Origin of the sequence: Paenibacillus sp. (assembly GCF_031177825.1) — a bacterium.
Classification (GTDB): Bacteria; Bacillota; Bacilli; order Paenibacillales; family YIM-B00363; genus Paenibacillus_AE.
Genome location: NZ_JAPSKE010000028.1, coordinates 1 through 26922 on the forward strand (window position 1 = coordinate 1; position 26922 = coordinate 26922).

Annotated in this window: 19 protein-coding genes; 2 read left to right on the forward strand and 17 right to left on the reverse strand. The window is 58.7% G+C overall.

Annotated elements, in window-relative coordinates; all coding sequences use genetic code 11:
• Positions 1 to 167: 167 nt before the first annotated feature.
• From RIN49_RS23335 to RIN49_RS23385, 11 genes are all read right to left on the reverse strand, one after another.
• On the reverse strand, positions 168 to 884 hold the full coding sequence (locus RIN49_RS23335) for a response regulator transcription factor (protein ID WP_309122554.1): 717 nt from the start codon (positions 882 to 884) through the stop codon (positions 168 to 170).
• A 3-nt stretch (positions 885 to 887) separates the two neighbouring features.
• On the reverse strand, positions 888 to 2363 hold the full coding sequence (locus tag RIN49_RS23340) for a sensor histidine kinase (RefSeq protein ID WP_309122555.1): 1476 nt from the start codon (positions 2361 to 2363) through the stop codon (positions 888 to 890).
• A gap of 3 nt (positions 2364 to 2366) precedes the next feature.
• On the reverse strand, positions 2367 to 3092 hold the full coding sequence (locus RIN49_RS23345; protein WP_309122556.1) for an ABC transporter permease: 726 nt from the start codon (positions 3090 to 3092) through the stop codon (positions 2367 to 2369).
• Positions 3089 to 3811: an ABC transporter ATP-binding protein gene (locus RIN49_RS23350; protein ID WP_309122557.1), complete on the reverse strand. Its 723-nt coding sequence runs from the start codon at positions 3809 to 3811 to the stop codon at positions 3089 to 3091. Before RIN49_RS23350 ends, RIN49_RS23345 begins: the two co-directional genes overlap by 4 nt.
• A 23-nt stretch (positions 3812 to 3834) precedes the next feature.
• Positions 3835 to 4806 (reverse strand): hypothetical protein, encoded by a 972-nt coding sequence (locus tag RIN49_RS23355; RefSeq protein WP_309122558.1) that lies wholly within the window; start codon positions 4804 to 4806, stop codon positions 3835 to 3837.
• 140 nt (positions 4807 to 4946) lie between these two features.
• Positions 4947 to 6203 carry an MFS transporter gene (locus tag RIN49_RS23360; protein WP_309122559.1) on the reverse strand — a complete coding sequence of 419 codons (1257 nt, stop codon included), beginning with the start codon at positions 6201 to 6203 and terminating at the stop codon, positions 4947 to 4949.
• Between the two features lie 220 nt (positions 6204 to 6423).
• Complete coding sequence (locus RIN49_RS23365) at positions 6424 to 6717, reverse strand: RNA polymerase alpha subunit C-terminal domain-containing protein (protein ID WP_309122560.1); 294 nt, start codon at positions 6715 to 6717, stop codon at positions 6424 to 6426.
• A gap of 70 nt (positions 6718 to 6787) precedes the next feature.
• Positions 6788 to 8689 (reverse strand): 3'-5' exonuclease, encoded by a 1902-nt coding sequence (locus RIN49_RS23370; RefSeq protein WP_309122561.1) that lies wholly within the window; start codon positions 8687 to 8689, stop codon positions 6788 to 6790.
• Between the two features lie 118 nt (positions 8690 to 8807).
• Positions 8808 to 8936 carry a hypothetical protein gene (locus tag RIN49_RS23375; RefSeq protein WP_309122562.1) on the reverse strand — a complete coding sequence of 43 codons (129 nt, stop codon included), beginning with the start codon at positions 8934 to 8936 and terminating at the stop codon, positions 8808 to 8810.
• Positions 8937 to 8990: 54 nt separating this feature from the next.
• Positions 8991 to 16283: a carboxypeptidase regulatory-like domain-containing protein gene (locus RIN49_RS23380; RefSeq protein WP_309122563.1), complete on the reverse strand. Its 7293-nt coding sequence runs from the start codon at positions 16281 to 16283 to the stop codon at positions 8991 to 8993.
• Positions 16284 to 16286: 3 nt separating this feature from the next.
• Positions 16287 to 16625 (reverse strand): VOC family protein, encoded by a 339-nt coding sequence (locus tag RIN49_RS23385; RefSeq protein ID WP_309122564.1) that lies wholly within the window; start codon positions 16623 to 16625, stop codon positions 16287 to 16289.
• Positions 16626 to 16806: 181 nt separating this feature from the next.
• On the opposite strand from RIN49_RS23385, the gene RIN49_RS23390 reads away from it, so the two are divergent.
• Together RIN49_RS23390 and RIN49_RS23395 are read left to right on the forward strand one after the other, a co-directional pair.
• Positions 16807 to 18897: a LuxR C-terminal-related transcriptional regulator gene (locus RIN49_RS23390; protein ID WP_309122565.1), complete on the forward strand. Its 2091-nt coding sequence runs from the start codon at positions 16807 to 16809 to the stop codon at positions 18895 to 18897.
• Between the two features lie 68 nt (positions 18898 to 18965).
• The gene (locus RIN49_RS23395; protein WP_309122566.1) at positions 18966 to 19160 is read left to right on the forward strand and encodes a hypothetical protein; all 195 of its coding nucleotides are present in this window, start codon (positions 18966 to 18968) and stop codon (positions 19158 to 19160) included.
• Positions 19161 to 21283: 2123 nt separating this feature from the next.
• On the opposite strand, the gene RIN49_RS23400 is transcribed toward RIN49_RS23395, so the two are convergent.
• From RIN49_RS23400 to RIN49_RS23425, 6 genes are read right to left on the reverse strand one after another with little or no spacing between them, the layout of a single operon-like run.
• Entirely contained in the window at positions 21284 to 22360 is a 1077-nt protein-coding gene (locus RIN49_RS23400; protein ID WP_309122567.1) for an SGNH/GDSL hydrolase family protein, read from the reverse strand.
• Positions 22344 to 23462 (reverse strand): SGNH/GDSL hydrolase family protein, encoded by a 1119-nt coding sequence (locus RIN49_RS23405; protein ID WP_309122568.1) that lies wholly within the window; start codon positions 23460 to 23462, stop codon positions 22344 to 22346. Before RIN49_RS23405 ends, RIN49_RS23400 begins: the two co-directional genes overlap by 17 nt.
• Before the next feature lie 34 nt (positions 23463 to 23496).
• A complete protein-coding gene (locus tag RIN49_RS23410) occupies positions 23497 to 24294 on the reverse strand; it encodes an MgtC/SapB family protein (RefSeq protein ID WP_309122569.1) in 798 nt (265 codons plus the stop codon).
• Between the two features lie 26 nt (positions 24295 to 24320).
• Entirely contained in the window at positions 24321 to 25079 is a 759-nt protein-coding gene (locus RIN49_RS23415) for a Cof-type HAD-IIB family hydrolase (RefSeq protein ID WP_309122570.1), read from the reverse strand.
• 8 nt (positions 25080 to 25087) lie between these two features.
• The gene (locus RIN49_RS23420) at positions 25088 to 25924 is read right to left on the reverse strand and encodes a carbohydrate ABC transporter permease (protein WP_309122571.1); all 837 of its coding nucleotides are present in this window, start codon (positions 25922 to 25924) and stop codon (positions 25088 to 25090) included.
• A gap of 21 nt (positions 25925 to 25945) precedes the next feature.
• Positions 25946 to 26893: a carbohydrate ABC transporter permease gene (locus RIN49_RS23425; protein WP_309122572.1), complete on the reverse strand. Its 948-nt coding sequence runs from the start codon at positions 26891 to 26893 to the stop codon at positions 25946 to 25948.
• Positions 26894 to 26922 lie beyond the last annotated feature (29 nt).

The window sequence follows — 26922 nt, forward strand, 5'->3', positions numbered from 1 at the left end:
CCTCATTGTATTGGATTTGCTTCTGCCCTTTCTTTGGCGGCATAGAAAAATCCCCTCCGGTCAACAGTGTTTCATCCATGATACCATGGACTCTTTTTTCACTGTCTACCATGAGGGGATAATACCACGGGTTTCGTCCAACTATTTTCTTTTCCTGACCTGTAAGGTTACACCTTAAATCGATAACCCGCTCCCCACACCGTCTCGATGAACTGATGCGAGGACGGATCCTTCTGAATTTTATCGCGAATCTTCCCGATGTGCACCGTGACCGTAGCGGAATCGCCGAAGTGCTCGATGCCCCATACTTTGTCCAGCAACGCTTCCTTGGAATATACGCGATCCGGGTTTTCCGCGAGGAATAGCAGCAGGTCGAACTCCTTGGCGGTCAATCCGATCTCTACTCCGCGAAGCGTCACCCGCCGGGCCTCGACCTGAATCGCAAGTCCGCGAACGTTCAGCTCCCGCGTCTTTCGGACGGCCGAAAGAGCGGCGCCCGCCGCGACGCCGGTTAGCCGGTCATATCGTTCCAAGTGCGCCTTCACCCTCGCGACGAGCTCCGTCGGGCTGAACGGCTTGGTCACATAATCGTCCGCCCCCAAGCCCAGTCCGCGGATCTTGTCGATGTCCTCTTTCCGGGCGGACACCATCAGCACCGGAATATACTTCGTCTCCCGGATCTTACGCAAGATTTCGAAGCCGTCCATTCCCGGCAGCATGACGTCGAGTATAATTAAATGAAACTCTTGCGCCAGCGCCTCCTCGAGCGCCTGCCTCCCGTCCGTCCGAACGGTCACGTCGTATCCGTGAACCTCGAGGAAATCCCGCTCCAGATCGGCAATCGCTTGGTCGTCCTCGACGATCAATACCTTCCGCTTTACCATATCCTACGTTCTCCCGTCACGGTCGTTGTTCATCGGAATTGCAAACAAAATGGTCAAATAACGTCCCGGCTCGCTCTTCGCATGGATCGTACCGCCATGATACGTAATGACTTGCTTCGCGATCGCGAGGCCTAACCCGGAACCGGCCACGTTCTGATTCCGGTTCGCATCCGCGCGATAGAAACGGTCGAAGATATGCTCCAGCTCGTCAGGCGTCAAACCGGGACCGTTATCCGTTATGCCGACCACCCATTGTCCTTCGCGACGCCCGAAATGAATATGGATGCGGGGCTCCGGTTTATCCGTAAATTTCACCGAGTTGCTGACGACGTTCAAGATGACGCGTTTGATTTTCTGGGCATCCATCATCGCCGCCGCATCGGGCCCGGCCTCGTATTCGCTCGTCAGCGTAATGCCTTCGCCTTCATGCTCCATACGCAATTCGTTCATGGTTTGTTCGTAAAACTGTTGCAACGGCACCGCTTCGAGGTGAAACCTCTCTTGCTGCAGATCCAGCTTCGACAGAAGGAACAAGTCGTCGATCATCCGGTCCATATCGAGCGTCTTCGAGTAAATCACGTCGATATACTTGTGCAGCTTCTCCGGGTCGTTCGCAATGCCCACCCTGATCCCTTCCACATACCCCTTGATCGAGGTGAGCGGCGTCTTTAGATCATGCGATATATTCGAAACCAGCTGTTTGCGGTTTTCTTCCAGAGCCAATTGGGCGCTTATGGATCGCTGCAGCTCGCTGCGCATCTTCTCGTAAGAGCGAATGACGCTGCCCACTTCGTTCCGAAGCTTCGAGTGCAATCTGAAATCCAGATCCCCTTCCGCGATACGCCGAGAGCCCTGTTCCAGCTTGCGCAGCGGCCTCACGATATCCATCGTCGTGATCCAGAGCAGCGGAACCAGAATGATGCCGAGCAGCACCGAAACGCCGAGGATCAGGAACAGTTGGAAGCGATCGCCCTTCGCTTCCGTGTCGGTCACGTCGATGATGAGATAATAGGATAAGGGGGATTCGATTTCCGGAAAGTCGTACCGTAAGGAAAGCAGTTCCCGATTCTCCCAGGAGCTCGTAAGGAACATGTTATCCGAATGATGCTTCGGGATCTGCGCTTCTTGCTTCAGAAACTTCAGGAACGCTTCTCCTTCCTTCAGCGCTCCGTAGCTTTCCCATCGCGCTCCCTGCTGCACGACGAGGAAGCCCCCGAATGGCTCCAGCCGATCGCCGAAAGAAGCCGCGAACGCAGGGGACGCCAGGTGTTCCGGCGCATACCGCTCCGCATAACGCAGGTCGACGACGATATCGATGCTTCTGCGAAACGCCTCTTCCGCGCTTTGTTCCTTCGCGAGGCTGCTTGCGAAATACGAGACGGCCGCCGAGACGATCCCGATGCCCATGGCCGCTACGATCAGAGCCGTCAATAAGATCCCGACGATATAAGTTAGTAAAAGTTTTAATCGAATGGACATAAGTTAGATTTCTTTCCTTTGGAAGGCTAGCATCCCCAATATAGTGCCAATGATATAGTAGGCTGCCATAAATAGCAACATCGTGAGTGAAGCCCCGACGTCCCCGCCGCGAAGCAGCGGCTGCAGCCAATCCGCGTAGCTAGTCACGAAGAACCGGCTATACTCCGGCTCGAGCAAACCGACTACGCTCATCCCCATCCAGATCAGGACGCTCGCCACAAGCCCGACCCCGCCGCTCCCCGACCACAGCGAGACGCTGTTCGACAGAGTCAGAAGCAATCCGCAGAACACGACCGCGGACGCGTATGCCGCGGCAGTTGCCCCGAGCGCGGACAGCGCCGGCATCCCTCTAAGCAAGAAGTCTCCCAAGGACGTGGGTACGAAAACGCCGAGAACGATCAAAGCGCCGGCCGCCCACCCCGCCGCCAATTTACCCAAATACATCATCTCGCGGCTGAGCGGCAGCTTCAGCGCATTCTTGATCGTGCCGTCCTTCCATTCGGTAACCATGAGCTCGCTGCCCAAGGAAGCCATGAACAACGGCAATAGGACCGGAAGCAACAAATCAAGCGCAATGAGCGATACGTTCCCGTCCAGGTCGAAGTAGCCGCCGGTCAGGACGAAGAGGATGCCGACGAAGAAGGAAAGCAGAAGCAATACCTTAAGCTTGCTGCCTCGGAACAGCTTACGCAGCTCTTCCCCCGTTAGATAAGTCAATTGTCGGATCATGCGACACCGCCCCTGTGCTTTGCAACGCAGTGCAAATAATAATCTTCGACGTTTTCGAACGTTTCCCGGATTCGCTGCACGCTCGCGGTTTCGACCTGTCGCCCTTCATAGACGACGCAAGCATGCGTGATCAGGTCTTCGATGTCGTGCACCAAGTGAGAAGAAACGATGAGACCCATGCCCGTCTCGGTTACAAGGCGGCGCAGCATCGCCGCCATTCCGCGTCGGCCCTCGATGTCCATGCCCGAGAATGGTTCGTCGAGGAGCAGCAGCTTCGGCCGGTGCAAGAGCGCGCTCGCAAGCTCGATCCGCTGCTTCATACCGGTGGAATACTGTTTGATCTTGACGTGACGGTGCGCCGACATCCCTACAAGCTCCAAGGTATGTTGGATGCGCGCCTCGTCGATGCCCCGGTACAGCTTATGGTAGAGCTTCAAATAATCGTAGCCGGTAAGGTAAGGATATGGCGCCGGCTCGCCGATCATTAGGCCGATATGAAGTTTCGTCAGATGAGGCCGCTCGACAACGGATATCCCTTCCCAGAGCGCTTCGCCTCGGTCCGTCCGCAGGAAGCCCCCCATCGCTTGCAGCGCCGTCGTCTTCCCGGCTCCGTTCGGCCCCAATAAAGCGACAACCTCGCCTGCACGAACGGCGAGGTTGAGGCCTTGGATGCCGCGGCCACCGGGATAGACTTTCGTTAGATCGTTGACTTCGAACATAAAGTCCTCCCAAGGAAATTGCGTTATTTTCGACTGCCGAACGATTCCGCATCGATGATTTCGACGGACTTGCCGGACGGGTCGTACCCATCGGGCGTCGTTGCGTTGACGCCGCTGATTTCGCCCGCGCCTTCGATTTCCACGCGGTGGAGATCGCCGGCTTCGTCTTTGCCGCTTACCTCGAGTTCGCCTTGCACGCTCTGCAACTTGTTGTTCGCGTCGACCGTCAATTGCAGCTGCACACGCTCTAACGCTACGTCATCCGTCAACTCCGGCAGATGCTCCTGCAGGCGAAGACCTTCCTCGAGACCCTGGAAGAACGGAAGTTGCTTCATGTTCTCCCACTCTTCCGTAGGTGCGGGCGCATTCCCACGTTCATTCCGATCTTCTGCCGCTGCCACGTCCATCAGCAGCTGCAGCGGCACCGGAATTTCATCCCTGCTCACGTCGACCGTTATCGTCTTCGTCCCGTCCGCATGATGCGTCACGCCGAACTCGTTCTTCAGGTCGCCGATCATGTAATCCAGCAGCGCTTCCTGCGCTTTGGTCATCGGCCGATCTTGAAACTCGCCTTCCCGCCGCCACTCGCGCTCGTCGGCATGGTCATGATCGAGGTTGATCACTTGGTAGTGAAGATCGTGCGTGCGGTCTACGAAATAAGCGGTCTCTTCATCGTTATAGTACAAGCTTCCGGCGCGTTCGACGCCCAAGAGGGTAACGTCGAATTCGCTGCTTGCCGTCGGCGCGTCGCCCGCGTGTTGCATCTTCGTCGTACCGTCCAATGTCATGATCGTCTCGCCGTCCGCCGCGATGGCGAAGCGTCCGTCGATCGTGGCGCTTGCGAACGTTTCCTCCGCTTGCTGATTCGCTTTCAACACCGCTTTGAACGCGTCGTAGCCTGCCGTGTTCGGCGTCGACGCCAGCGCCGTCACCGCGAACAAGCTCACCGCGCCGATTGCCGCGCCAGCCATCAATACTTTGCTTTTCTTCATCATTCTAACTCTCTCCTTTAGGTTGTATGGGTTTCTCTCTCGCTTACAACTTCAGTCTAATGGAGGAGTCTAAAAACGCTCGAAAGCAATTCTAAAAACTTTCTAAAATATAAAAAAAGCTCGCCAACGCGTGGCGAGCATCATCAATCCGCAGAGACAGGAGGCGTTTCACCTACAATCCGGTTCCCGGGTCGCCCCACCGCAACGAGAAGAGGGAGGCTGAGCGCGAAGGCGCCCGTAACGAGCCAAATCGGCATCCGCGGGTCTAGCAAGTACGCCCAACCGCCGATAATCCCGGACGGAGAGACCGCGAGGAGGACGAGCACGGACAACAAGGCGAACATCTTCGCCCGCTGCTCGTCGTCGATGGCGTTCGCGACCGCGGCCTCCAAGTACGGAGCTGTAATCATGGTAGCGCCGGCAGCCAACACTGTGCTTGCGGCGATCCAGCCCATGGAGCCCGTCGGAGTTAATGCGAGCATGGCGTTCGACACGGCCGACAGGACGAACCCCCACATCAGCATGCGATGCATCAAGCGCTCCGGAATTCGCGGCGTCACGAGCCAAAGGACGAGCAGCATGACGACCGAAGAGACGGCCGGCACGATGGAGATCAAGTTATCCGCCACCCCGAGCTCGTCTTTCAGATACAGCGCGAGATACGTCCCCTTCACCGTCATCTGGAAGTTAAATAGGATGTAGACGCCAAACATAAGCAGCAGGCTTCGATCGGCAAATATCGCCCGCATCGTAGAGGCGTAATCGCGCAAGCTCGCCTGAAGCCCAAGTTCCCGCGTCTCTCGCTTCTTGCGCAGCCCCATCTCCGTCTCATGCGTCGTATAATGGCGTCCTAGGAATTGAGCCGTCATCAAGACGAATGCCAGGACGTACATGATTCGGACGCCCGTTACCATGCCGTAATGATGAACGAGCAGTCCGCCGAGCGGCGCGAACAGACCGCCGACGACTCCGATCACCTGGAGCACTGTAAAGACATAGGTCCGCTCCTTCGGTTCCGTGTCCTCGACCAGCAGGCAGTAGAACGCTGTATGAGGAACTCGTTGAAAGCCGTTGATGAAGGCGGCGGCAACGAAAAACCAAACGTTCTGAGACACGGCCCAGAGCAGCGTTCCGACGGACCAGCTGAAGAGATCGAACGTCAGCAAAGCGGCCTTCCGCCCCATCCGATCGGTTAAATAGCCGCTGATGAACGACGAGAACACCTGAACGGCCAGCGTCAGCGTCGTGACCCATCCGATCTGGGTTTCGCTTAGCCCGAGCTCGTGCATGTAAAGGGTAGAATACGTGGCGAACATGCTGTAGGGCAGTAAAAATAAAGGTTCGAAAGCGAGACAGCCCCTGCTGTTTCCCTTCAACCTTGGGAATAAGGTACGAGTCAACGAAGATCCTCCCGGTAAATGAACGTATTCTCCCATCCTACCGCGGCGGAAGCTTTTCGTCCACGGCAAATTCGGACGGATGAATCTCCTTGAGGGAAACGATCGACATCGAAGTGCGGCGAACTCTCCCTGACCTACATCCAAGGTTGTCCGTCTCGAATAAAAATAAAAATCCGCCCCTGCCGAAGCTCTTGTCGAGGGTCGGGGGGGGCGGGAACCGCTACTTTGCGAACGATAACCCCTGTTCCTCCAAGGCGGCGCGAAGAATGGGAATCGACTTCGGCCCCATCCCATGGAGAGCTGCTATTTCTTTCTCGCGATAGGTAGACAGTTCTTGTAAGGTAGTTATTCCTCGATGCTCCAACGCCCTTCTTGCCGGCGCCGCCAGAAGAGATAGAAATCCGTCGGCGGGTTTCCGTTCGTTTTCGCAGATCGGGCAAGAGGGGCAATCGCTGCTCTTATAATACCGATGTCCGTTGACGCAGGTCCTTAACGTTTTGCTCGGCGCTTCCATCCGGACGCCCTCCTTAAATTAGACTTCGAAGCGCCGCTTCGTCCCTTTCGCCTCTTTTGCCATTCCCGGCTTACCCCGAGCGATGACTCGACGTCGATTCGCTTCTGCGCTTCGCCGCCTCCTCTACATACGCCGTGAATTTGGACTCCCCGCTATACGTCAGGAACAACCAATCCAATGCGCGGGTCATGCCGATATAGAGCAGAGAGACTTCGCGTTCCTCTGCCTCCTCCAACGAGAACGGCATACTTTCGAGGTTCACGATAAAGACCGCCCGGTAATCGGTCTCCTTCGCTCCGTCGATCGTCGAAATCCGAATCGCGCCGTCGGCGCCGTCGTTGCGATCGCGTCTCGGTTCGGCGTCTTCCGACACCCAGGCGTATGGCAGCGAGCGGCGCTTCAAGCCGTCTCGAATGTCGTCGATGTACGGTTGGTTGTAACTGTTTTTCACCCGATACAAGATCGCGATGTCGGCATACGGGATCTTCAAGACGTCATGTAAGTAAGCGATCGACTCGGATACGAAGTCCATCTCTTCCTTCAATCTCGAGAATCGCTTGACGATCGGATCCGGGCCTCTCCGCTTCGCCGCTTGCGGAGGAATCATGTCCACGCCTTCGACGGAGCCATGCTTGACTCGATTCCGAAGCGGCGATTGCGCTTGAAAGAAATCCCAAGCGAATTGGACGATTTGCATCGAATTCCGGTAGTTCATCGCTAGTATCTTCGAACGTCCGCGGAAATCCAAGCCGGTATTCTGCGCGAGGCTCTTCTTCCTGCGGAACATGGATTGCGCACTGTCTTCTACCAACAACAACGATTGCGTCCGAGGGTTGAGGCACGTGCTGACGAGCCGCAGCCACTCCGGTTCGAATTCCTGTCCCTCGTCGATCAGAATCGCATCGTACGACGGCAAGATCGCCTCGCCTCGATCGGTCATCCGCAGCAGCGTCGGGATGTCCTCCTCTTTCGTCCGAAGCTCGTTCCGCAGCCATTCGCGGAAGTTGTACACCTCGACTCGGTACAGCCTCCTGTCGTTGGGGTCGTTCGGGAAGTCGAACAAGTCTTCCGGCTCCTCCATCATCCGATCGATCGTCTGCTCCAAGCTTCGGGACAACGAGAGGCCGGAGCATAAGACGAGTATCCGCCAATCGGGGTGCTGCTTCGCAAGCAGTCTTGCCCGGTTGGCCAACACGAGCGTCTTGCCGCTGCCGGCCGCGCCGCGGATGAGCCGATGCCTGTCGCCTAGCGCCCTGGCCAGCTGCTCCTGGGCATGATCCAACGGATCGATGGGATGCGCGGAGAGCAGCAATTGATCCTGCACCTCGAACGGCGGGCGTAAAGCGGCGCCGCTCCGCGCTTCCGGAACCAGCTGCGATCGAATCGCTCGCAGGTCTTCGCGGGAGAGGATGATTCTCTGCTTCCTCCGCGACGGAAACATGCCCTGGATCTTATCGTACAGCGCGTCCGGCGCGAACCCCTCGTCCTCCGGATCGAGCTCGTCCCGGCATAACGCGAAAGAAGTATCGATGGCGTCGGAGACGCGATAACGGAGAAACTCCGCCTGGCTCATTCGCGGGAAGACGGTTCCGTAGCCGATCGCGAACTTGAGCCGAGCGCCGTTCGCCTCCGTCAAGACGCGTTGTTGCTTCAAGCGGTCGGCGATTCCCCTCGCATGGTCTCGGGCTTGGTCCAGCGGATTCATGATCGAAACCTTCTCTCCGCTCGCGCTCCAGACCGACCACTCGTCCCGCCCTAATCGATAAAGCGACCTGCTTGTATAGTCCGCCACTTCCAAGACGATGAGCCCTAGATCCGGGCCGATGACGACCGCGCTCGGCCGCCGCCCGTCGATCTCGGGTTCGTAATAGACGATGTAATCCTCGGGAAGGTTCGTCCTCAAGGTCTCGAACAGCATTCGTTCTCCCGCCGTCGCTCGCGCCGGCACGGGATTCGGCACCATGTAGGCCATCCCTGATCGCTCCTGTCTCTTGCGTAAGTCATGTCATGTTGAATTGAGTCCAGCAAACCTCGTTCCTACTTATATCGTATCGTCTTTCGATGCAGAATGCTAGCGGAAGGGCCGCTAGTTATTTCGAGCTCGGGCCGCCGCTGGCGGCTTCGTTGATCCCTTCTTCCACTTCGACGATCGTCGCTTCGACCTCGATGATTTCCACATCCTTCGACGGTCTGGCGTTCGATTTCCTGCACGATCGCAAACAAGCCCGCCCTCGAACGAGGACGGGCTAACGCGACATCATCTGCGATTGCGATTACCGATTCGAGGATGGTTTCAGCGTTTCCACGCGCATAACCGCATAGGTTCCCCACCCGGCGATTTGCGCCGTCAAGACGCCCTTGACCGACGAGAGGCCTCCGACCGAATGCCATACCCCCGCATCGTCCAAGCGATACAACGCAAGCTTGTCGGACGTCGTCCACGGCAGGTCGAAGTCCGTGAACTGGAACGTCGCGGCGATCGGCTTCGCCATCGGGCGCGAGCCCGAAATTTCGAACCGCTGCGAGAGCGGGAGCAGCCGAACCGGCGTATCCTTCCCGAGGAAGAGGCCGCGTACGACCTTCACTTCCGTCGGTCCGTCGAACGTGCCTTCGGATGCGGCCAGCGTCAACGCGTTGCCGAAAGGCTTATACGTCTTCGCCTCCTCCGAGAACGTCCCGCTTGCCTGGCGCTCGAAGCCCTTGCCGAGATCGAGGTCGCCCCACGGGCTGCCCGCGAGCTTCGCTTCCTTCGCAACCGCCGCGGAGCGATTGCCGCTTCCGTCGACCGCCGTCACGCGAATCTGATACGTTCCCTTCGGAAGTCCCGTGAAGGTGAGAATGCCCGCCCCCTTGCGCACGACGATCGGCGCTTCGTACGTTGGTGCGTTCGGTTTCTTGACCTGCACCTCGACGAACGCGAGGTCCGCGTCGGCCGGGTCCTGCCATTCGACGGTCATCCGATTCGGCGCGGTCGCGACGCGGACGGCCCCTGGCGCGGACGGCGGCGTCGTATCTTGCGGCGGTTCCGTTCGGACGACCGCCTCCGCCGTCGCCGCCGCGGACTCGTTCCCGCGAACGTCGACCGCGGTCAACCGGAACCGGTAGACGCCGTCGACCGGCCGCTCGACGACATGGCGCATCGCGCCGACGGCTACCGTCGCCGGCTCGCCGAAATCCGCTTCGCCCGGCCGCTGCACGGCGAGCTTCACGCGGAACAGGTCCGGGTCGTCCGGATCGGTCCAACTTACGACGATTCGTCCGTCCGTCAAGGCGGCCGCGACGTTCGCGACCGGTTTCGGCGGCGTTACGTCCGGCGCGGCCGTCTCCGCTTCGTACGGGACGGCCTCGACCGCGGCGCCTTCGGACGCAACGCCGGACTTCCCGACGGTCGCGAGACGGAAGGCGTACGTTTTCCCACTCTGCAACCCTTCCACCGTGTAAAACCCTCCGCGCGGTACGCGAGTCTGCTGCGTCGTCCCCGCGCCTTTCTCCCCCCACTCCAGCGAGAGATCTCCCGAAGCCGAGGCGTCGGCCGCTTCGTCCCATAGCAGATGGACGGAGCCGGCCGCGGGTACGGCTCTTACGTTCGTCGCGGACTCCGCCGGCCGCGGGAAGCTGCCGAGGACGACCGTCGCTTCCGCGTCGGCGAGCATCGGAACGCCCGCGTACGTCTCGAGCTGGCGCGAGACGCGGATGTTCAGCGTCGCCCCGGGAGGAAAGTCGCCTTCCGCTGCCGTCAAGCGGACGCTCTTCGCCAACCGGCGGCCGTCCTCGGCGTCATACGCGTCGATCGGTTCGACCGCGACCGGTACGTCCGTCTCGCCGCCGTCGGCCGCGGAGACGACCTGGAATTGTTCCGCCGTAACCGTCCCAAGGTCCAAATACTTCGTGAAATCGATCCGCACCCCCGGGGCGCCGAGCGTTTCGTACGCCGCTTCGACGCGGGCGGGCGCATAAGAGACGAGCGGAATATTCACGTCGAAATGAGGCGGCAGCACGATCAATTCTTCGCTTCGAGTCTCCTCGTAGCCATCCTTCTCGTATACGACTTGCCACTTGCCCGGCGGAACGTCCCATCCGTATTTCCCGTTCGGATCGGTCGTCTGCGGATTGATTTGGCCGAAGTCCGACGCGTTCCATAGGCGCCATTCGCCTTCGGACTCGATCCACTCGTACAAGCTCGCCTTCGCGCCTTCGACGCGGTTCCCCGGCACGGCCTCATAAACATAGCCGCTCGGGTCGAACAACCAGGTCGGATCGCCGTATTCCCACTTCCGATCCGGACCCGGGGTGTTCGGACGCGTCGGAGGCGTTCCCGGCTGACGTCCCGGGCCTTCGTCGTCGTTCTCGTCGTCGTTGCATTCCGCCTGGATATCCGCGGCAAGATCCTGCTTGAATTTGTCCATATACTCTTCGTACCCTTTGTTATGGGCATAGGTGACTAGCATGCCGAGTCCTGCGACCGCGAGGCCGACCGGCGCGCCGAAGCCGCTCCAAGCGAGGCCGATGCCCGCCAACGTCATCGTGTATTGCCACACGAGGGTGGCAAGCGTCTGATCCGCCATCTTCACGAGCCGTCCGGCGTAATGGTTCACTTTATCGCCGCCGAGACAGCTCGCATTTTCCACCTGCTGCATGAGCCGTTCCAATTCATCCATCTTTTCGTCCGCGACAAGCGCCTGCCTTGCCGTGTTCAGCAGGACTCCGTAAGGCTTCAAGTCCTTGAACGTTTGGCCTGCCGTGTATTTGACGAGCTCCGATGTCCCGTTCTGCAGCATGGCTCGCAGCTCGGGGGTTCTCGCGGCCAAAGCCTGAATTTCGGGCGAGCGCGCCGATAGTATGGCGGAGCTTTGGATCGTCACGCCGGCCGTGCCCTTATTGATCGTGAACTCGGCCTCGTACACTTCCGGCATGCCTTCCTCGACAGGCTCCGTCGGCGTGTAGTCGACGGGCTCGAAGCGGAAGATCGACTCGAAAGCGATCTCGGGGTCGTTCGGGTCGAAGACGCGAATCTTCGGCGACGTCACGACGCCAGTGTCCTCGTTCGTAGAGCCTTCTTCGACGACCTCGTAGTCGAACCCTTGCAGCGCGTCCGGAAGCGACTTCTCGATCTCCTCCGTCGGTACGTTATTATAATCGACTGGCGGAACGCCCTCCACATCGTAGGCGAGCCGCATCGGCTTCAGCGCATTGCCCTTCGCCATGAAGACGTTCGTACCGGGCACCCGCACCGCGGCATACGTCTTGCTGTCGTCATAGAATACGACATGCTTAATGGTATCGGGGCTTCGGTCGAACTCCACCGTGTAATAGAAATCCTTGTCGTTCAGCGCGATATAGGTGAACCGAGCCGTTCCGGCGCTCGCTTCGAAGACGCGCTTGCTGGAGCCTTCTCGCTGTACCGTGAATCGCACAGGCACCGGCTCGCCCGGCGTATGCCGAATCGCATGCGGCGCGGACACCCGCTCTCTTCCGTTCGCGGTCGCTTGCGCCGTCAGCAGATGCTTCGGGTTGATGCCCCGGTCTTGCAACGTCACCTTCGCGTTCCAATACCCTCCCGGAGACGCCTGCGCCTGACCGATCAAGACGTCTCCGTCGTAAATCATGACGTCCGCGCCGCTCGGCGCGCGCCCGCCGATCGCCACGCCCGTCAAATCGGAAATCGTGTCGGGCGCATTCAACGTCAGAACCGCGACGGGCAGCCGCACCTCTCCGACGATATCCTCGCGCGCTTCGGTCGAGCCGCCGAGTACGTAACGCATCCGCGCGGACGCGAGCAGCGCCTCTTCCGTCATCTCCTCGATATCGAGACGGTACTGGAACGATCCGCCGCCCTTCGCTTCCACAACGCCGATCGTCACCTCGTACAGCGACGCGCCGATCGCTCTCGCTTCCGCCGGCTCGCCGTTCACCGTCACGCTTGCCGCGGGGAGCGACGCGCCGCTCGGCACTTCGATCAAGAGGCGTGCGTCCTGCGCGGCCACATCGCCGCCGTTGAAATACAAGCCCCGGAATGTCGCGCTCTGCCCGCCTACGGCTTCGGTCGACAGCGACGACAGACGGTTCCCGTCGCCGGCGCCGAACGGTCCGGGCATCGCGAGCAGCTCGATCTCGCCCAGCTCGACGATGCCGTCTTCGACGGCCCGGAATTGCCGGACGACCGTCGCGCTTCCGCCGCCGTAGGCGGTGGCGGTCGTCTCGAGCAAATATTCGCCCGAGCTCGGCAGCGACAACTCGAATGCGCCGGCGCCGGAATAGCGGCGACCTTCGCCGATCTTCCGTCCGTTTTCGTCGAGCGGATACAGCATCTTCGTAACCGTAGAGGACCTGAAAATTTGCGTGTTGACCTTCACGTCTCCTTGCACGGCGCTGTGCTCCTTCAGCAGCAGCTCTACCGAACCGAGTCGCTTGTCGTCCAGCGTGACTTGCTCGCAATCCGAACCGAACGCATGACCCGCTCCGGCGTCCGCGCATACCGTCAGCGTCTCGCCCGGCTCCGCGACAAGCAGCAGCTGGTTGTCGCCGAGCGTGTACGGACGGTCGCGGCCGGCGGCGTCGGTGACGCGGATCGAGTACAACGAGCTCGAGCGCCAGCTGATATCGATGCCTGCCGGCTCGGACCCGATAAATTGCGTGCTCAGCTTCACGTTGATATTGCCGTTGGCTTTCCGGTACACGGTCAAATCCTGCGTAGCCGTCTTGCCTTCAAGCACCCACAAGGTCGTGTAGGTTTTGCTTCGCAGGAACGGCGCGGCGGTCTGCGCCGCTTCGACGCGCACGTGGCCGATCGGCACTGCGAGCGAATACCTTCCTTGCTCATCCGTCATCGTCATGTCGTACGTCCCGGTACGCGTGACCGATACCATCGCGTTCGCGACCGGAGCGCCTTTTTCGTCTTTGACGACCCCCTGCACCGTTCCGGTCTTCAGCCGTGTGACGAACGTGAAGTCGTTCGCGCCGCGGGCGACGACCGTCAGCGGTTCCGCGTAGGCGTACGGATCGCTCAGATACGGAACGACCTGAATCGTAGCGCCGACAGTGGAGGCGCGGAGCGTCAGGCGTCCGGACGCGTCCGTCGCGCCCGAAGCGATCGTATACTTCGGCCCCGTCGGGTTCGGACTGTAGATCGCGACCGGGACGCCGCTCACGCCTTCCCCGCGCTCGTCGACGACGCGAATGTTCGCCGTCGCCGGAACGACAGCGGTCAGCGCGACGTTCGTCGTCTGCCCGTGGTTCACCCTAACGTCGCTGGTCCCGGTATCCGCAAGCTTTCTTCCGTCCTTCGCATACAGAGCGACTTTATAATTACCGCCGCCCCGTAACGCCAACGCGTACGGACCAGGGCCGCTCAGCGTCGTCTCGGCGAACATGCCGCCGCCGCTGGCGATCAGCTTGCCGCCATAGAGCGCCTCGGGGTCCGGCGTATCGATCGATACGAGCGCTTCCCCCGACACGCCGATCGGATGCGCTACTTCGCGCTCCGCCGTCGCGCCGGATTTCTCCTTCAGCCGATACCGGACCGAGCGAATCTCCGTCATTCCGGCCGCGATCGGGAACTTGCCCGCGTATGCGCCGGCGGTCGTCTCGGCAAGCGGCGCTTCGGCCGACGAAGGCGTCTCCGATCCCGCTTCCATGAAAGTAACGAATGCAACGACCTCGGCGTTCGGAGCGCCTGTCAGCTCCAACGACACGTCGCTGCCGAGCTTCGCCTGACCGCCGATGAGCTCGGTCGGCGCCCAGCTCGCTCCCGCGATGCCTCCGACCGGCGGCGGTTCGATCTCGCCGCACGCCTTGGGGCACATCGCGAACACCGCTTCGGGGAAGTACGTATACACCGTATTATCCGCCAGGAACGTCGTGTTCGTTCCGACGAAGACGAGTCTGCCGTTCGCACTGAAATCCGCGAACATTTCGTAATGGTCGAAGCTCGGATCCCCTATGCGCCTGGAAGCGCCCGATTCGAGATCGAAATACATGTACCCTCTCCGATCGAGCGATTCATGCACGACCGGATCGCTGTCGTAGATTTCTACAACAACCTGCTTGCCGTCGCCGCTTACCATCGGATTCGAATAATAGACGCTTTCCGCGTCGGAGACGATCAACCGCGGCGGCGTCTCCGGCGACCATGTATCGTAGAGGAAAATTCCCGGCAGCGCCTCCTCTTCGAGCGGCTGTCGCAGCAAGACGACGTATCGGCCGCTCGCGCCGACGTCCCCGTCCTTCGCATCGGCAGCGACCGGCGTGTGCTGCTTCGTCTCGAGGTTGTACAGCGCTACCGATCCCAACGCGCCGTCTCCGGCCGACCGTTCGTAGACGAGATGCGTTCCGTCCGGCGAGACGTCGAGCCCTTGGATCATCCCGATGTCCCAGCCGCCTTCGAACAGCGTCGCCTGCTCTCCGGTCGCAACGGATAACGCGGAGACGCGTTCTTGCTCATAGATGTAGACCGTCTCGGCGTCCGGGCTCAGAACCGGCGCTCCGTTACCTTCGTATATGAGCTCCGGGGTTGCCCCAGCTCCCGCAGAGCGATCGTATAGGTAAATACCGTCGGATGCTTCGCCGCCCGATAACGAGAAGGCGACCTTCCGCCCGTCGCCGCTGATGCTCGGCGTCAAGCGGTACGCCCGTTGCTCGATCGGAACCTGAACGAGCTCGTTCGTAACTAAGTCGCGGATATAGAGTCCTAAGCGTTCATATCCGAGCTCGTCGTAGTACCGATGCACATAAGCGACCGTCGAGCCGTCCGCGCTGACGATCGACCGTTCGACGTCCAGATGCGCAGGGTCGCTGACCGTCGCGCTGTCCGCATCTCGCGTCGAGGCGACGATCTCATAGCGCTCCGACTCGTTGCCCGCCGCATCCATCGACGCGATCTCGTACACGAGCGAGCTGCGTTCCGGCAGCCCGACGTCCTCGTAGAACGAAAGCGGGGTCGTGCCGATGCGCTCTCCATTCCGATACACCGCGTACCCGAACGGCTCTTCCCAGCCCTCGTTCTCCCACCGCAGCGACACGCGGTCCGGGCCTGCGGACGTCCATTCGCCGTCCGCAGGCGCCGCCGGAGGCGTCACGTCCAAGCTCGTCTCCGCCGGCGAGGAATAACTCGACAACCCGCCGAGTTGGGCCGTCGCCCGGAAGACGTACTTCCGCTCGGTATCCATGTAATAGGTGAAAGAATACTGACCCTGCGTATCGGCGAAGTTGTCTCCTCCCCCGACGTTGATGGGCGCATCGTTCGCGTACAACGTCACCATCGCGTTCGGCGACGTCGACAGCGACAGCGTAATCGCGCGCTCTTTCGTGACGACCGGCAGCATCGCCGTCCACATCGGCTCGGCCGGCGGCGATTGAAGTCCCGCCGATTCCCCGTACACCGCTTCCCCCACCGTGCTTGCGCCGGCCAGCGACTCGACTGCATCGAGCGTATCGAGCGGATCCGCCGGCGCAACCTCTCCGACGCTCCCCGACTCTTGCGCAAATCCGATCGGCAGCGCCGTCTGCATCAGCATCGCGATGACGATCGCCGATACGAGACTCCTCTTCTTCAACGGATTGTTCCTCATTCCTTATTCGCTCCTCCAATCCTCTCCCGAACCGCCAGGCCATTCCCTGGCCCATAACACTTCGATCCGATTGCCTTCCGGGTCGTTACAGCCGAACTTGACGAACGCGCCGCCGTCCTCGATCCCGCCGACCGGAAGCCCTGCCTCCTTCATTCGGAGCCTGAGCCGTTCCAAGTCGCGTCGCGACGCGGCGAGGTACGTCATCTTCACTTCATTCGGGTGTCCGACGACATCGACGCCGCCCTCCGCCCCTGCTCCGAACCACTCTCGATAAAATGACGATACCCGCTCCCGATTTCGTGCGTATAACGTTAAATGTCCCAATCGAAAAGGCGCTTCCATGATCTCCCTCCTCCCTGCCGAGAATCATCCTACCACGCCGTCGAAAGACCCATAAGTATGCGAAAGAAGGCTTTGGGGGTATCCGAAAGGATACCTAGGCATTCCCGCCCATATCCGAAAGTCCTGCGTTGTTGTAAAATATTACCGATTGGGAAACGGTGGAAAATGGAGCGGATATGCGATGATCGCAAGCGAAGCGGAAAAGGAGTGGGACAGCCGCGCATTCGTCGGCCGAAAGCGGGAGTTGTCCGTGTTCGAAGCGTTGCAATCGAAGCTTCCCGCTTCGCGCCAGCTCCTCAACGTATACGCCACGGGAGGAATGGGCAAGAGCTTTCTTCTCGACGAGTTCGAAAAGAGGGCGAAAGCCGCCGGCGGAGCGACCGTAGTCGTCGACAGCGTCGGCTTCGTTCGGACGCCGGATGCATTCTGCTCCCGTCTACTCGAAGCGCTCGCCGTCCCGGCGAATCGAGGCGCGGAGGAGACGCGGCTCTTGAACGATTGCGTCGATGCGCTGACCGCGATCGCCGACGCGCGTCCGCTCTATCTCTTTATTGATACATACGAACATATGGAAGGGTTGGATCAATGGCTCCGCGAGTCGTTCTTGAAGCGGCTGGGGAACAACGTCATGATCGTCATCGCCGGGCGTTATCCATTATCCGAAGCATGGCGGATCTCGCCGGCGTGGGGGCGGTGCCTCACCCGGCTGCCGCTCGCCGAATTGGACGCGGCTTCCGTCGAGCGGTACGCCGAATATATGCACATCTTCGACCGGGATGCGGTATCTCGCCTCCGGAGCGCTTCCCGCGGGCACCCGCTGACGATGTCGCTGCTCGCCTTCCTGTATGCATCCCCCGGCTCCCCGGAGTTCGATGCGAACGCGGAAGCCGGCCTAAGCGCCGAAGCGGACGGGTACGAGACGCTCGCTTATGTCGTGAATCGGTGGCTGGAGGAAGTGCCCGACGGGCATCTGCGGCCGTTCGTCGAAGCCGCGGCCGTCCTTCGACAATTCCATCAAGAGTCGCTGTCTTACGTTATGGAGCGCGAGATTACGGCTTCGGAGTTTTATCAGCTCATTCGGTTCTCCTTCATCCGCAAGGTCGATCGGGGCTGGGCGTTGCACGGATTAATGCGCGAGATGGTGAATCGGGAGCTGCTCTCGAGAACGCCGGAGCGATACGAGCGTATCCGGCAGCGCGCGATGCAGTATTACTACGCCAAGATGACCGAATCGAACGAGAGCGGCGGCGGCGACGCCCGAGACGGCGTAGAGATCATGTATTACATCGGCGATTCGCTTATCCGGGCGTTCATGAATTGGTTCGATACGGCGCCGCTTCGCTTCTTCCCCGCGGGACCGGAGGATCGGGGAACGTTGGAAGCATACGTTCGGCGGCGCAAGGCCGAATCGCGAGAAGCGCGTATTGAAGTTTACGATCCTTCTTCGGATCGAAGGTTCGCGTTCGGGCTGACCGCGCGCGAGACGACCTACACCGTGCAGAAGATCGACTTCGATGCGTTGTTCGCGCTCGGGTACGATATCGTTCGCATCCTCCGGAATGCGGCCGGCGCGATGCTCGGCTTCGCCGTCGTCATTCCGATCAACGAGAAGACGCTGCCGTACTTGCGGCAAGCGCCGCGGTCGAAGGCTTACTTCTCGAGCCTGTCCCCCGCGATGACGCGACGACTCTCCGTTCCGAGCGATTACCGGGCGGGGTGGTTCATCGAGACGATCGATACGGCCGATTACGAGGACCCGGCGCAGCAATCCGCGATGGGCTATCTGCTGCACGACTTGATTTTTTCGGGGGAACTCGTCGTCGAATCGCCGGCGCCGACCGTGTATTTCATCGAAGCGCACAAGAGCCTCGGATTCGAAATCGCGGATTGTCCGGCGCATACCGAGTACGACGGCGAGACCCCGGCGCCGACCTTCGTGATCGATCGGCAGGGCGAATACGGGCTGGATTACGTACATCGCATGCTTCGGTTGACGGGTCAAACGCGGGTGGTGGAACAAGCGTCCGAGGCAGCCGCCGGCGCGCAAGCGAAAGCAGACGCGCCCCCGGCCGCGGACCGCATCGCCGGCCGTCCCGAGCTCACGCCTCGGGAGAAGGAAGTCGCCAAGCTGCTGGAGCAAGGCTTGAAGAACGCGGAAATCGCGGCCGCCTTGTTCGTCAGCGAAGTGACTGCGAAGAAGCATCTCCGCGCGATGATGGCGAAGCTGGGCGCGAAAAATCGAACGCAGCTCTTGAAACGGTTGCTGGAATAGCTTTGCGGATATCGGAAACACTCGTAAAGTCGCACCGGAAAGATCCAATAGCGAAGGAGATGGCCCCGATGGACGAAAACGAGAAAGCGAAGCGGCAGCTAGCGCAAGCGCAAGCGAAAGACTCGACCGACGGCGCGCGGACCGACGCGTTCATGACGATGGATGCGTGGAATCAAGACGGCAATCCGACGGCGATCGTCGACGATTTCGGTCCGGAGATGAACCAGGAAGCCCCGCCCACGCTGAACGGCAAGCCGACGTAATTGGGTACCAAAAGAAGGGGAACCGCATGACGCGGTTCCCCTTCTTCATGCTAGCGTGCATAAACGACTTTAATCGAAGAGAGCTCTCTGCGAGAGAGTTGACGGGTATATGCCGGATTTCCGTCTTTGCTTTTTACCGAACGCACGAGACCGACACCCTTCGGACGTGCTACGCGTGCACCGAATCGTACCATAAACCAATGAATCGGAAAAGCGATAGACATTTTACCGTCGTCGGAGCCGGCAAAATTCACGGCAGCGGCGAAGTTGTCCGATCTTCTCAGCCATACGGAGCCAGAGTCGCCCGGAAGGGATACGGGTTTGGCGCCCGCGATGACGGTTTGATTCTTAAATCTGAAGCTTCCCAGTCTTGCATAACCTACGCTTACATCTGTATTCACAGAGTCGACGACTCCATAAGTAAATCCGGTCGTTCTACCGACTTTCTTGAAACGGTCACCTACACGAAAGGAGGTTACATGCCCGGGAACGACCCCGACCGCAGCGTAACGCGGGTTTACTGCTCTTGTTCTTACCGGGACAGCGACTGCGGCATCCATATAATTGACACGGTTCCGTTGTAACTTCGCAAGTCGTTCCAAGTGACCGATTCGGTTTCTATTTCTCCGTCCGTTGTCCGCCCCCCCAGGTTGCAATGTAACGGCTCTATTCCTGGAATTTGTCGGATTCGTTAAAACATGATTGTTGCTAAGTATAAATCGTTTGTTGTTCCCAAGAGGGAAAGCAGTGACAATCAAACCCGCCGTCCCTGACCCGCGTGTCGTGCCAATACTGTACCCTGCTAATAGAGGCCGAATGCGGGAGCGGTAATTCACATGAGAGAGAAATTCTTTTGTTTTTACGAACCTCACTGGCACCATAACATTCGTGCGTTTCCTATTGGTTGAAAAAGAAGATGGAATCCCGAGTGACGAAGCCGAGACCGTATTCGTGTAAATAATAACTGCTGCGCCCCTTCTCGGTCGCCGAGGATCTCTGTACCCTACACCGATTCCCTGAATTTTAGGGTCATTTAGAATAAAACGAGCTAAACGCTCCTTTATTTCGTATGCATCAGCAAAGGTAACCATGAACCCCTGATCACCGATCCCTCTTATTTTAGAGTATTGTATTGACCCATCACGGAAAATGATTGGGCATGATCGCCGGCTTGACAAAGTTACAATTGTGCCATCATCCAACACCATTCATTAGCTTGAGACATACTGTAACCTTGGATGTTGCAAAGGGGGGGTGATCGGATGTGCTATAAAAAATCGAAATCTTCGGCAATACGCCGCAATGCCAAAAGGAGTAAGAGCGGTTGTTCGTGTGGCTGCCGGAAAAGACTCTCACGAAAAGCGAAATAATGCGAATATAACTTCGAACGCAAACAACAGCCCTAAGTCTCTCCTCGGAGAACCCAGGGCTGCTTACGTTCTCGCCTCTTACTGTCTCTTACGCTTGCTGGCAGCTCGCCAGTCCGATGCCGAGCGACGATAACCGACTACAAGCTGTACCTGTCCGCGAAGACCGCTGGCCAAGCAGTTGGTGAAAGCCGTGGCGCCGGCAGCCAGGACACCTCCGAGGCCCGTGCTCGGTTCCGTGACGAGAACAGGCAATAATGCTCTTGCCGCGTTTTCCATTGCTCTTGCCGCAACATCCTGACAACGTCTGATTTCGGGTACGAACGCTCCGGAAAGATCATCGGGATACCTGACATACACTACGATCCGATGAGTTAACGTTCTTCTTTGAAGACAGGGATATGGTACGTTTCTACAAAAGCCTAATGCACACACTCGCCGCGTACACGTACGGGTTCTCACTTCGGGGACGCTAAGAGAGGCAACCGTTACTTCGGGAGTGGTTGCCCGAGCTGTTAGTCTACCGAGTTTGGTGTTCCCAATGCTGAGATCACTGCGATACAACGTTCTCCAACGACGCTTCTTCGTGACCAATTGACCTCACTCCTTTCATAGGATGCTATAACTTACTCATATTGAAGTGAACCGGATTGGGGAAATACAGTAAGCTATTAGCGGAAAAGTGGGATGAATCACCAAAACCATGAAAAAAGAGGCGGCCGAAGCCGCCCCTTACATAGCGTGTTATTCCCGATCCTACCCCTTCATGGCCAAAACCGATCGTATCGCCTTCGTCATCCCCTCCGCGATCCGCTGAAAGCCCAAATCCGTCGGATGGACGCCGTCGACGGTGCATTCCTCGTAACGGCGTCCGAGCAGCGCGTCGCCGTTCAAGAAGCGGATGTCCGCATCGCCGGACGATCGCCTCTCCGAGACGAAATCGCGCGCGAAGTCTCTGCTGCGCTCTCGCTTGCGCCGGACTGCCTCCTGGAAGTCTCCCGTTGCGCTCTTGATGCCGGAGACGACGAGAATCGGGAGCGTCGGATGCTCCGAACGCACCACATCGACGAACGCGGGCAACGTCTCTTGGAATTGCTCCAGACTGACGTTCGGTTCGTAATCCAGCACGAGCAGCTTCAAGCGGTCGATGCCGCGAATGATGCGCGCCAGCTCCGGCTCCCCCTTCCCGTTCCCCGAGAAGCCCAAGTTCACGCATTCCAGATTCAGCCTCCGGCCGACGATGTTCGGATACGCCATCCCCGGTCGGCTGGCGCAGCCGCCTTGCGTGATGGACGTCCCGTAAAATACGATCCGCCCGTCATCGTCGAATTCGCTCGGCGGCTCGATCGAAGCGTCCGCCGCGAGGCCGACGAGCACCTCCTCCACCCCTTGATACAGCGGAAAATGGATCGTCACTTCGCGCTTCCGACGGTCGAAGCCTTCGAACAGGGCGGACTCGTAGGCGTCTGCGTCCGGTCGGAACCTCGTCGTGCCGATGTATCGCTTCCGCCGCGGTCCGCCGACATAACAATCGAAGCCGCATTGTCCGGTCGCGGGCATATGGTACATGTCCGCCGGAGCCGTCAGCTTGACGGACAAGTGCAGGAACGGCGAATCCGTCGTAAAGCGGAGTTGCCCGCCCGCCGTGCAGTCGGCAAGCGCGTCGACCGGCTCCCGGATCGAAGCCCGCGACGACAACGGAAGCCGTCGATAGTTGCCGTCCCGCTCGATCCAAGGAAAGCCGGCTAAGCGGAACGGCGCCGTCCGGGGAGAATGCCAGGCGACTCCCCCCCGGTCGGGGCGAACGATTCTCATATTAGGGTCTAAGTTCATGATTGACCAGCCTCTCGATCACGGGCCTTAACGACTGGGCCATCCGCATAAAGCCAAGGTCCGTCGGATGCGTTCCGTCGACCGTGCATTCTTCGGCGCCTTCTTCTCCGAGCAGAGTCGCGCCGTCGACGAAGTGGATGTGATGGTCCCCGTCCGCCCGCCGCAGCATCACATTCTCGCGTTGTACTCTTCTTCGCCGCTCATACATCTCGAATCTCCCCTCGTAGAAGAAATCGCCGCTGTTCCGAATTTTGGAGACGACGAGAATCGGGACCTCCGGGTGACGTTCCCTCAGAATTTGAATGAATATAGGAAGACTGCGGGCGATATTTTCCGGCGCCCCCGTGTTCCCTTCATAGTCGAGCACGAAGAGCGCAGGATTCTCGATGTCCGCCATCAGGTGAGCCAGCTCCGGCTCTCCCTTCCCGCTCCCCGAAAATCCAAGGTTGACGAAGGGGAACGGAATCATGCGGCTAAGAATATTGGAGTACGCCATTCCCGGCCGCGAAGCGCAGCCTCCCTGCGTAACGGACGTTCCGTAGATGACGATCGGCTTATCGCAAGCGTACGGAGGCGGCGCTTCGACCGAAGCATCCTCGTCTACGCCGATCCATAGCTCTTCCACGCCTTGATACAACGGGAAGTTCAACACGACGTCCAACGTACGTTTAGCGTTCCACTCGTAGAACTTGGCGGTATACTCCTTGCTTCCGCCGTGAAATTTGGCCGTCGAGAGGTATTGCTGCGGCTTGCCGGGCTCGGCGATGTAGCAATCGAACCCGCACTGCCCCGCGGCGGTCATATGATACATGCTCGCCGCTCCCGTCAACCGCGCCTTGATGAGCAATCTCGAAGTATCCGTTCGAAAACGGAGCTGCCCCCCCGCGGTACAATACGCTAGCGTATCGACAGCTCGAGGCAAGCTTACGTCGGATCCGGCCGGCAGCCGGCGGTATATTCCATCCTTCGCGATCCAGGGAAAGCCCGCGATCTGGAAAGGAGGAGACAACGGGGAAAGCCACTTCGCGCTTTTGTCGTCGATGTGCTCGAACGGCGCGACGACGAGTTGATTTAAGATGTTCTCTATCGATTGGACAGACATGTACGAACCTCTCTTTCTAAGGGTGCTTGCTTCCTTATCCCCCTACCGAAACTTTCGTCTTTGGCAATGCTGGCGACTTCCTATACAGCGGATGGTTCAGATCGATCGATAAGACGCCTTCCAAGGCGCGGATGCAATCCACGACGGCTAGCAGCTTTTCCCCGCTCTCGATCTTTATGCGAAATACAAGAAGCGTCGGCGCCTGCTCCGTTTCGTCCGTCGCCGATATTTCTTCCTGCACGATTTTTACATTGCTGACGTGAATCCCTTGCGCCCCGAACTCGATCGCGACCTTCCCGAGAATGCCAGGACGATTCGTAACCTTGACGGTCACTTCGGGGTCGATCCGGGATCTTCTCATTTTTCTTTCCCATCGGTTTAAAACTTGTAAAATGATGACTACCAAAATCGTACACAAGATGGCCCCGTAGTAAAAGCCGGCCCCCGTACATAATCCGATAGCCGCGACCACCCAGATGGAAGCTGCCGTAGTTAACCCGGACACCGTGAGGCCATGGCGCATGATCGCGCCTGCTCCCAGGAAACCGATGCCGCTGATGACCTGGGCGGACAGTCGAGCGGGGTCGATGCGTACGTTCGTTTCATGGACGAATTCAGAAAACCCATATATAGAAAGCAACATGATCGATGCGGATCCGATACAAACCAAGATATGCGTCCGGAACCCTGCCGCATGGTTGCTCCATTCCCGCTCCAACCCGATAATTCCGCCGAGCACCACGGCGAGAACCATGCGGATCGTCAAATCCGCGGCGCTGATCCGCCATACGCTGTCCGGCTCTGCCGCGAATTGCCCCCATAGGTCGACCATACGCTCCCCCCCGTCAACCGCTCGCATTACTCGAAACCGAATACGTACTTTCGAATCGCCTGCGCCACGCCTTCCTCGTTGTTCGTCGCCGTAACCGCACGGGCGATAGCCTTCACTTGTTCGTCGGCATTCCCCATCGCAACGCCGAGCCCCGCCGCTTGCAGCAGCCGCATGTCGTTATGATGATCGCCGATCGCCATGACATGCTGCATGTCGATCCCTACCAGCTTGCACACTTCGCGAACTCCGCTCTCTTTCGAGACTCCCTTGGCCGATATTTCAAGATTGGTAGGTGCCGACCGGGTAATTTCCAACGTACCCCAGCTTTCTAAGTCTTGCCGAATCTCTTCCAGGCGCCGGAGATCCGCGCTGCCGATCCCGAATTTCATCCAGTCCCGCTCGAACATCTCCGGGGTCCATCCTTCGCGGCCCGTCAAGCTTTCCGCGCTGTACCCCCAATACCATTCCCCCCGGTCGACGGCGATGCCGTGCAGTCTTCGCACCGCCTCGCGGGGCAAGAACGTCCGCTTGTGCAGCTTTCCCGGTCCGCTCCAGATTTCCGCGCCGTTCAGCATGACCATCGGGGAACGGAGCGCTAACTCCTTCCAATAGGCTTCGGCCGTTTGCATCCCCCTGCCGGTCGAGAAGATGACCGTGACCCCTTGCTCCTCGGCGTAGCGCAGCCAACGCTTGGTCTCGTCCGTTATGGTTTTCCCGTCCGTCAACAACGTCCCGTCCAGATCGATCGCGATCAGCTTATACTTCGCGACAACAGGAAGGTTCATATTCCTCTTCACCCTTTCACCGCACCCATCGTCGCCCCTTCCATGAGCAGGCGCTGGAACAACATGTAGATGATGATGGACGGCACCATCGAAATCGCGACGCCCGCGAACAAGGTGACCCAATCGGCCGTATACTCCATCTGCTTGTTAGCGGAGTACATCTGCACGGCGATCGGGTACTTCTCCGGATCGCTCAAGTAGATGAACGGAGCCATGAAGTTGTTGTAGTACCCGAGAAATTTGAATACGGCGACCGTCACGATCCCCGGCGTGGATAACGGAACGATGACTCGCCAAAATTTTTGAAACAGGGAAGCGCCGTCCATAATCGCGCTCTCCTCCAATTCCTTCGGCAGCGAACGCATAAACCCGCCTAACAGCATGAGGTAGAACACGCTTTCTCCCAAGCCCGACAGCAAGATCAGCCCGGGAATGCTGTTCGTCAGCCCTAGCTCTCGCATAACGACGTATTGCGGCACGAGCGCGTTGACGCCCGGCAAAAACAAGCTCAGCATGATCAAGCCCCAGATTAAATTTCTCCCCTTGAACTCCATCCGCGTCAGCGCGTACGCATTGATGGTCGTGAAGAAAAGGCTGACGATGAGGGTGCCGCCCACATAATAGAGCGTATTCAGCAATGATCTCCCGAAGCCGTAATCCGTCCAAGCATCGGCGTAGTTTTGCCAATTCAATTGTTTCGGCAGCGCCCATATATCTTGATAAAACTCCGGATTCGTCTTCAGAGATTCATAGAGCACCCAACATAGAGGGAACACGATCGTTAATGCCCAGAAGTACAATAGTATCCGCCAGACCGCGTCCAGCCACGTATGTTTTTCCTTCAATGGTATCCCTCCCCGCCCGATTTAGAACTCAACGCCCTTATTCGGAAAAAGTTTGTCCGTAATGAGCTTCGCGCTCACTAAGATAACGAACAGGATCATCCCGATGGCGGATGCGTACCCGTAATTTCGATATTCGTCGCCGAACGCCAGGTTAAACATGTACAAGCCGATGACGTCGGTCGAACCGAACGGGCCGCCGTTCGTAAGGATCAAGATGATTTCGAAGCTCTTCAAGGTTCCGACGACTAAGAACAAGATGCCCACGCGGACGACGGGCATGACGAGCGGCATCGTAATCCGAAACAACCGGGTCATATGGCCGGCTCCTTCAAGAATCGCCGCTTCGTACAGCGACTTCGGGATGGCCAGCATCGCGTTCGCGAAGATGATGACGTAGAGGCCAACCCCGCCCCATACCCATGCGGGAATGACCGCCGCGAGCGCCGTTCGTTCGTTGCCGAGCCAATAGAAATTGCCCGTATCTAGGCCGAAGACGCCTAAGATTCCGTTCAGCAGCCCGTAGCTCCCATCGTAAATGAAAGCCCAGAGGAGGGCGACGACGACGGTGGACAATACGTTCGGAAAGAAGAACAATATTTTCAGAAAACCATTTTCCCGATAAGATTTATTCGTGATCAAATAGGCGAGAATGAGCGAGACGAATACGACCAAGAACGGAACCGTCAGCATAAACCACAGATTATGCGTCAGGGCGCGCCATACGTATTTATCTTGGAACGCCGTTACGAAGTTGGACAGCCCGACGAAGGTGGCGTCCGTGAATCCGTCCCAATCCAGCAGCGAGTAATAGACCGATAGAAGATTCGGAAACAACGTAAACACCAAATATCCGCCGAAGGGCGGCACGATCGCGATCGTAAGAAAAATCCACTTCTGCGTCTTCGCCATATCAAGCCCCAAGCTTCTTCCTTGGGAACGCGGAGTGTTCGCCGCGGTCGGTTCAGGCATCGAGGTCAGCTCCTCTTGATAAAGTAAGA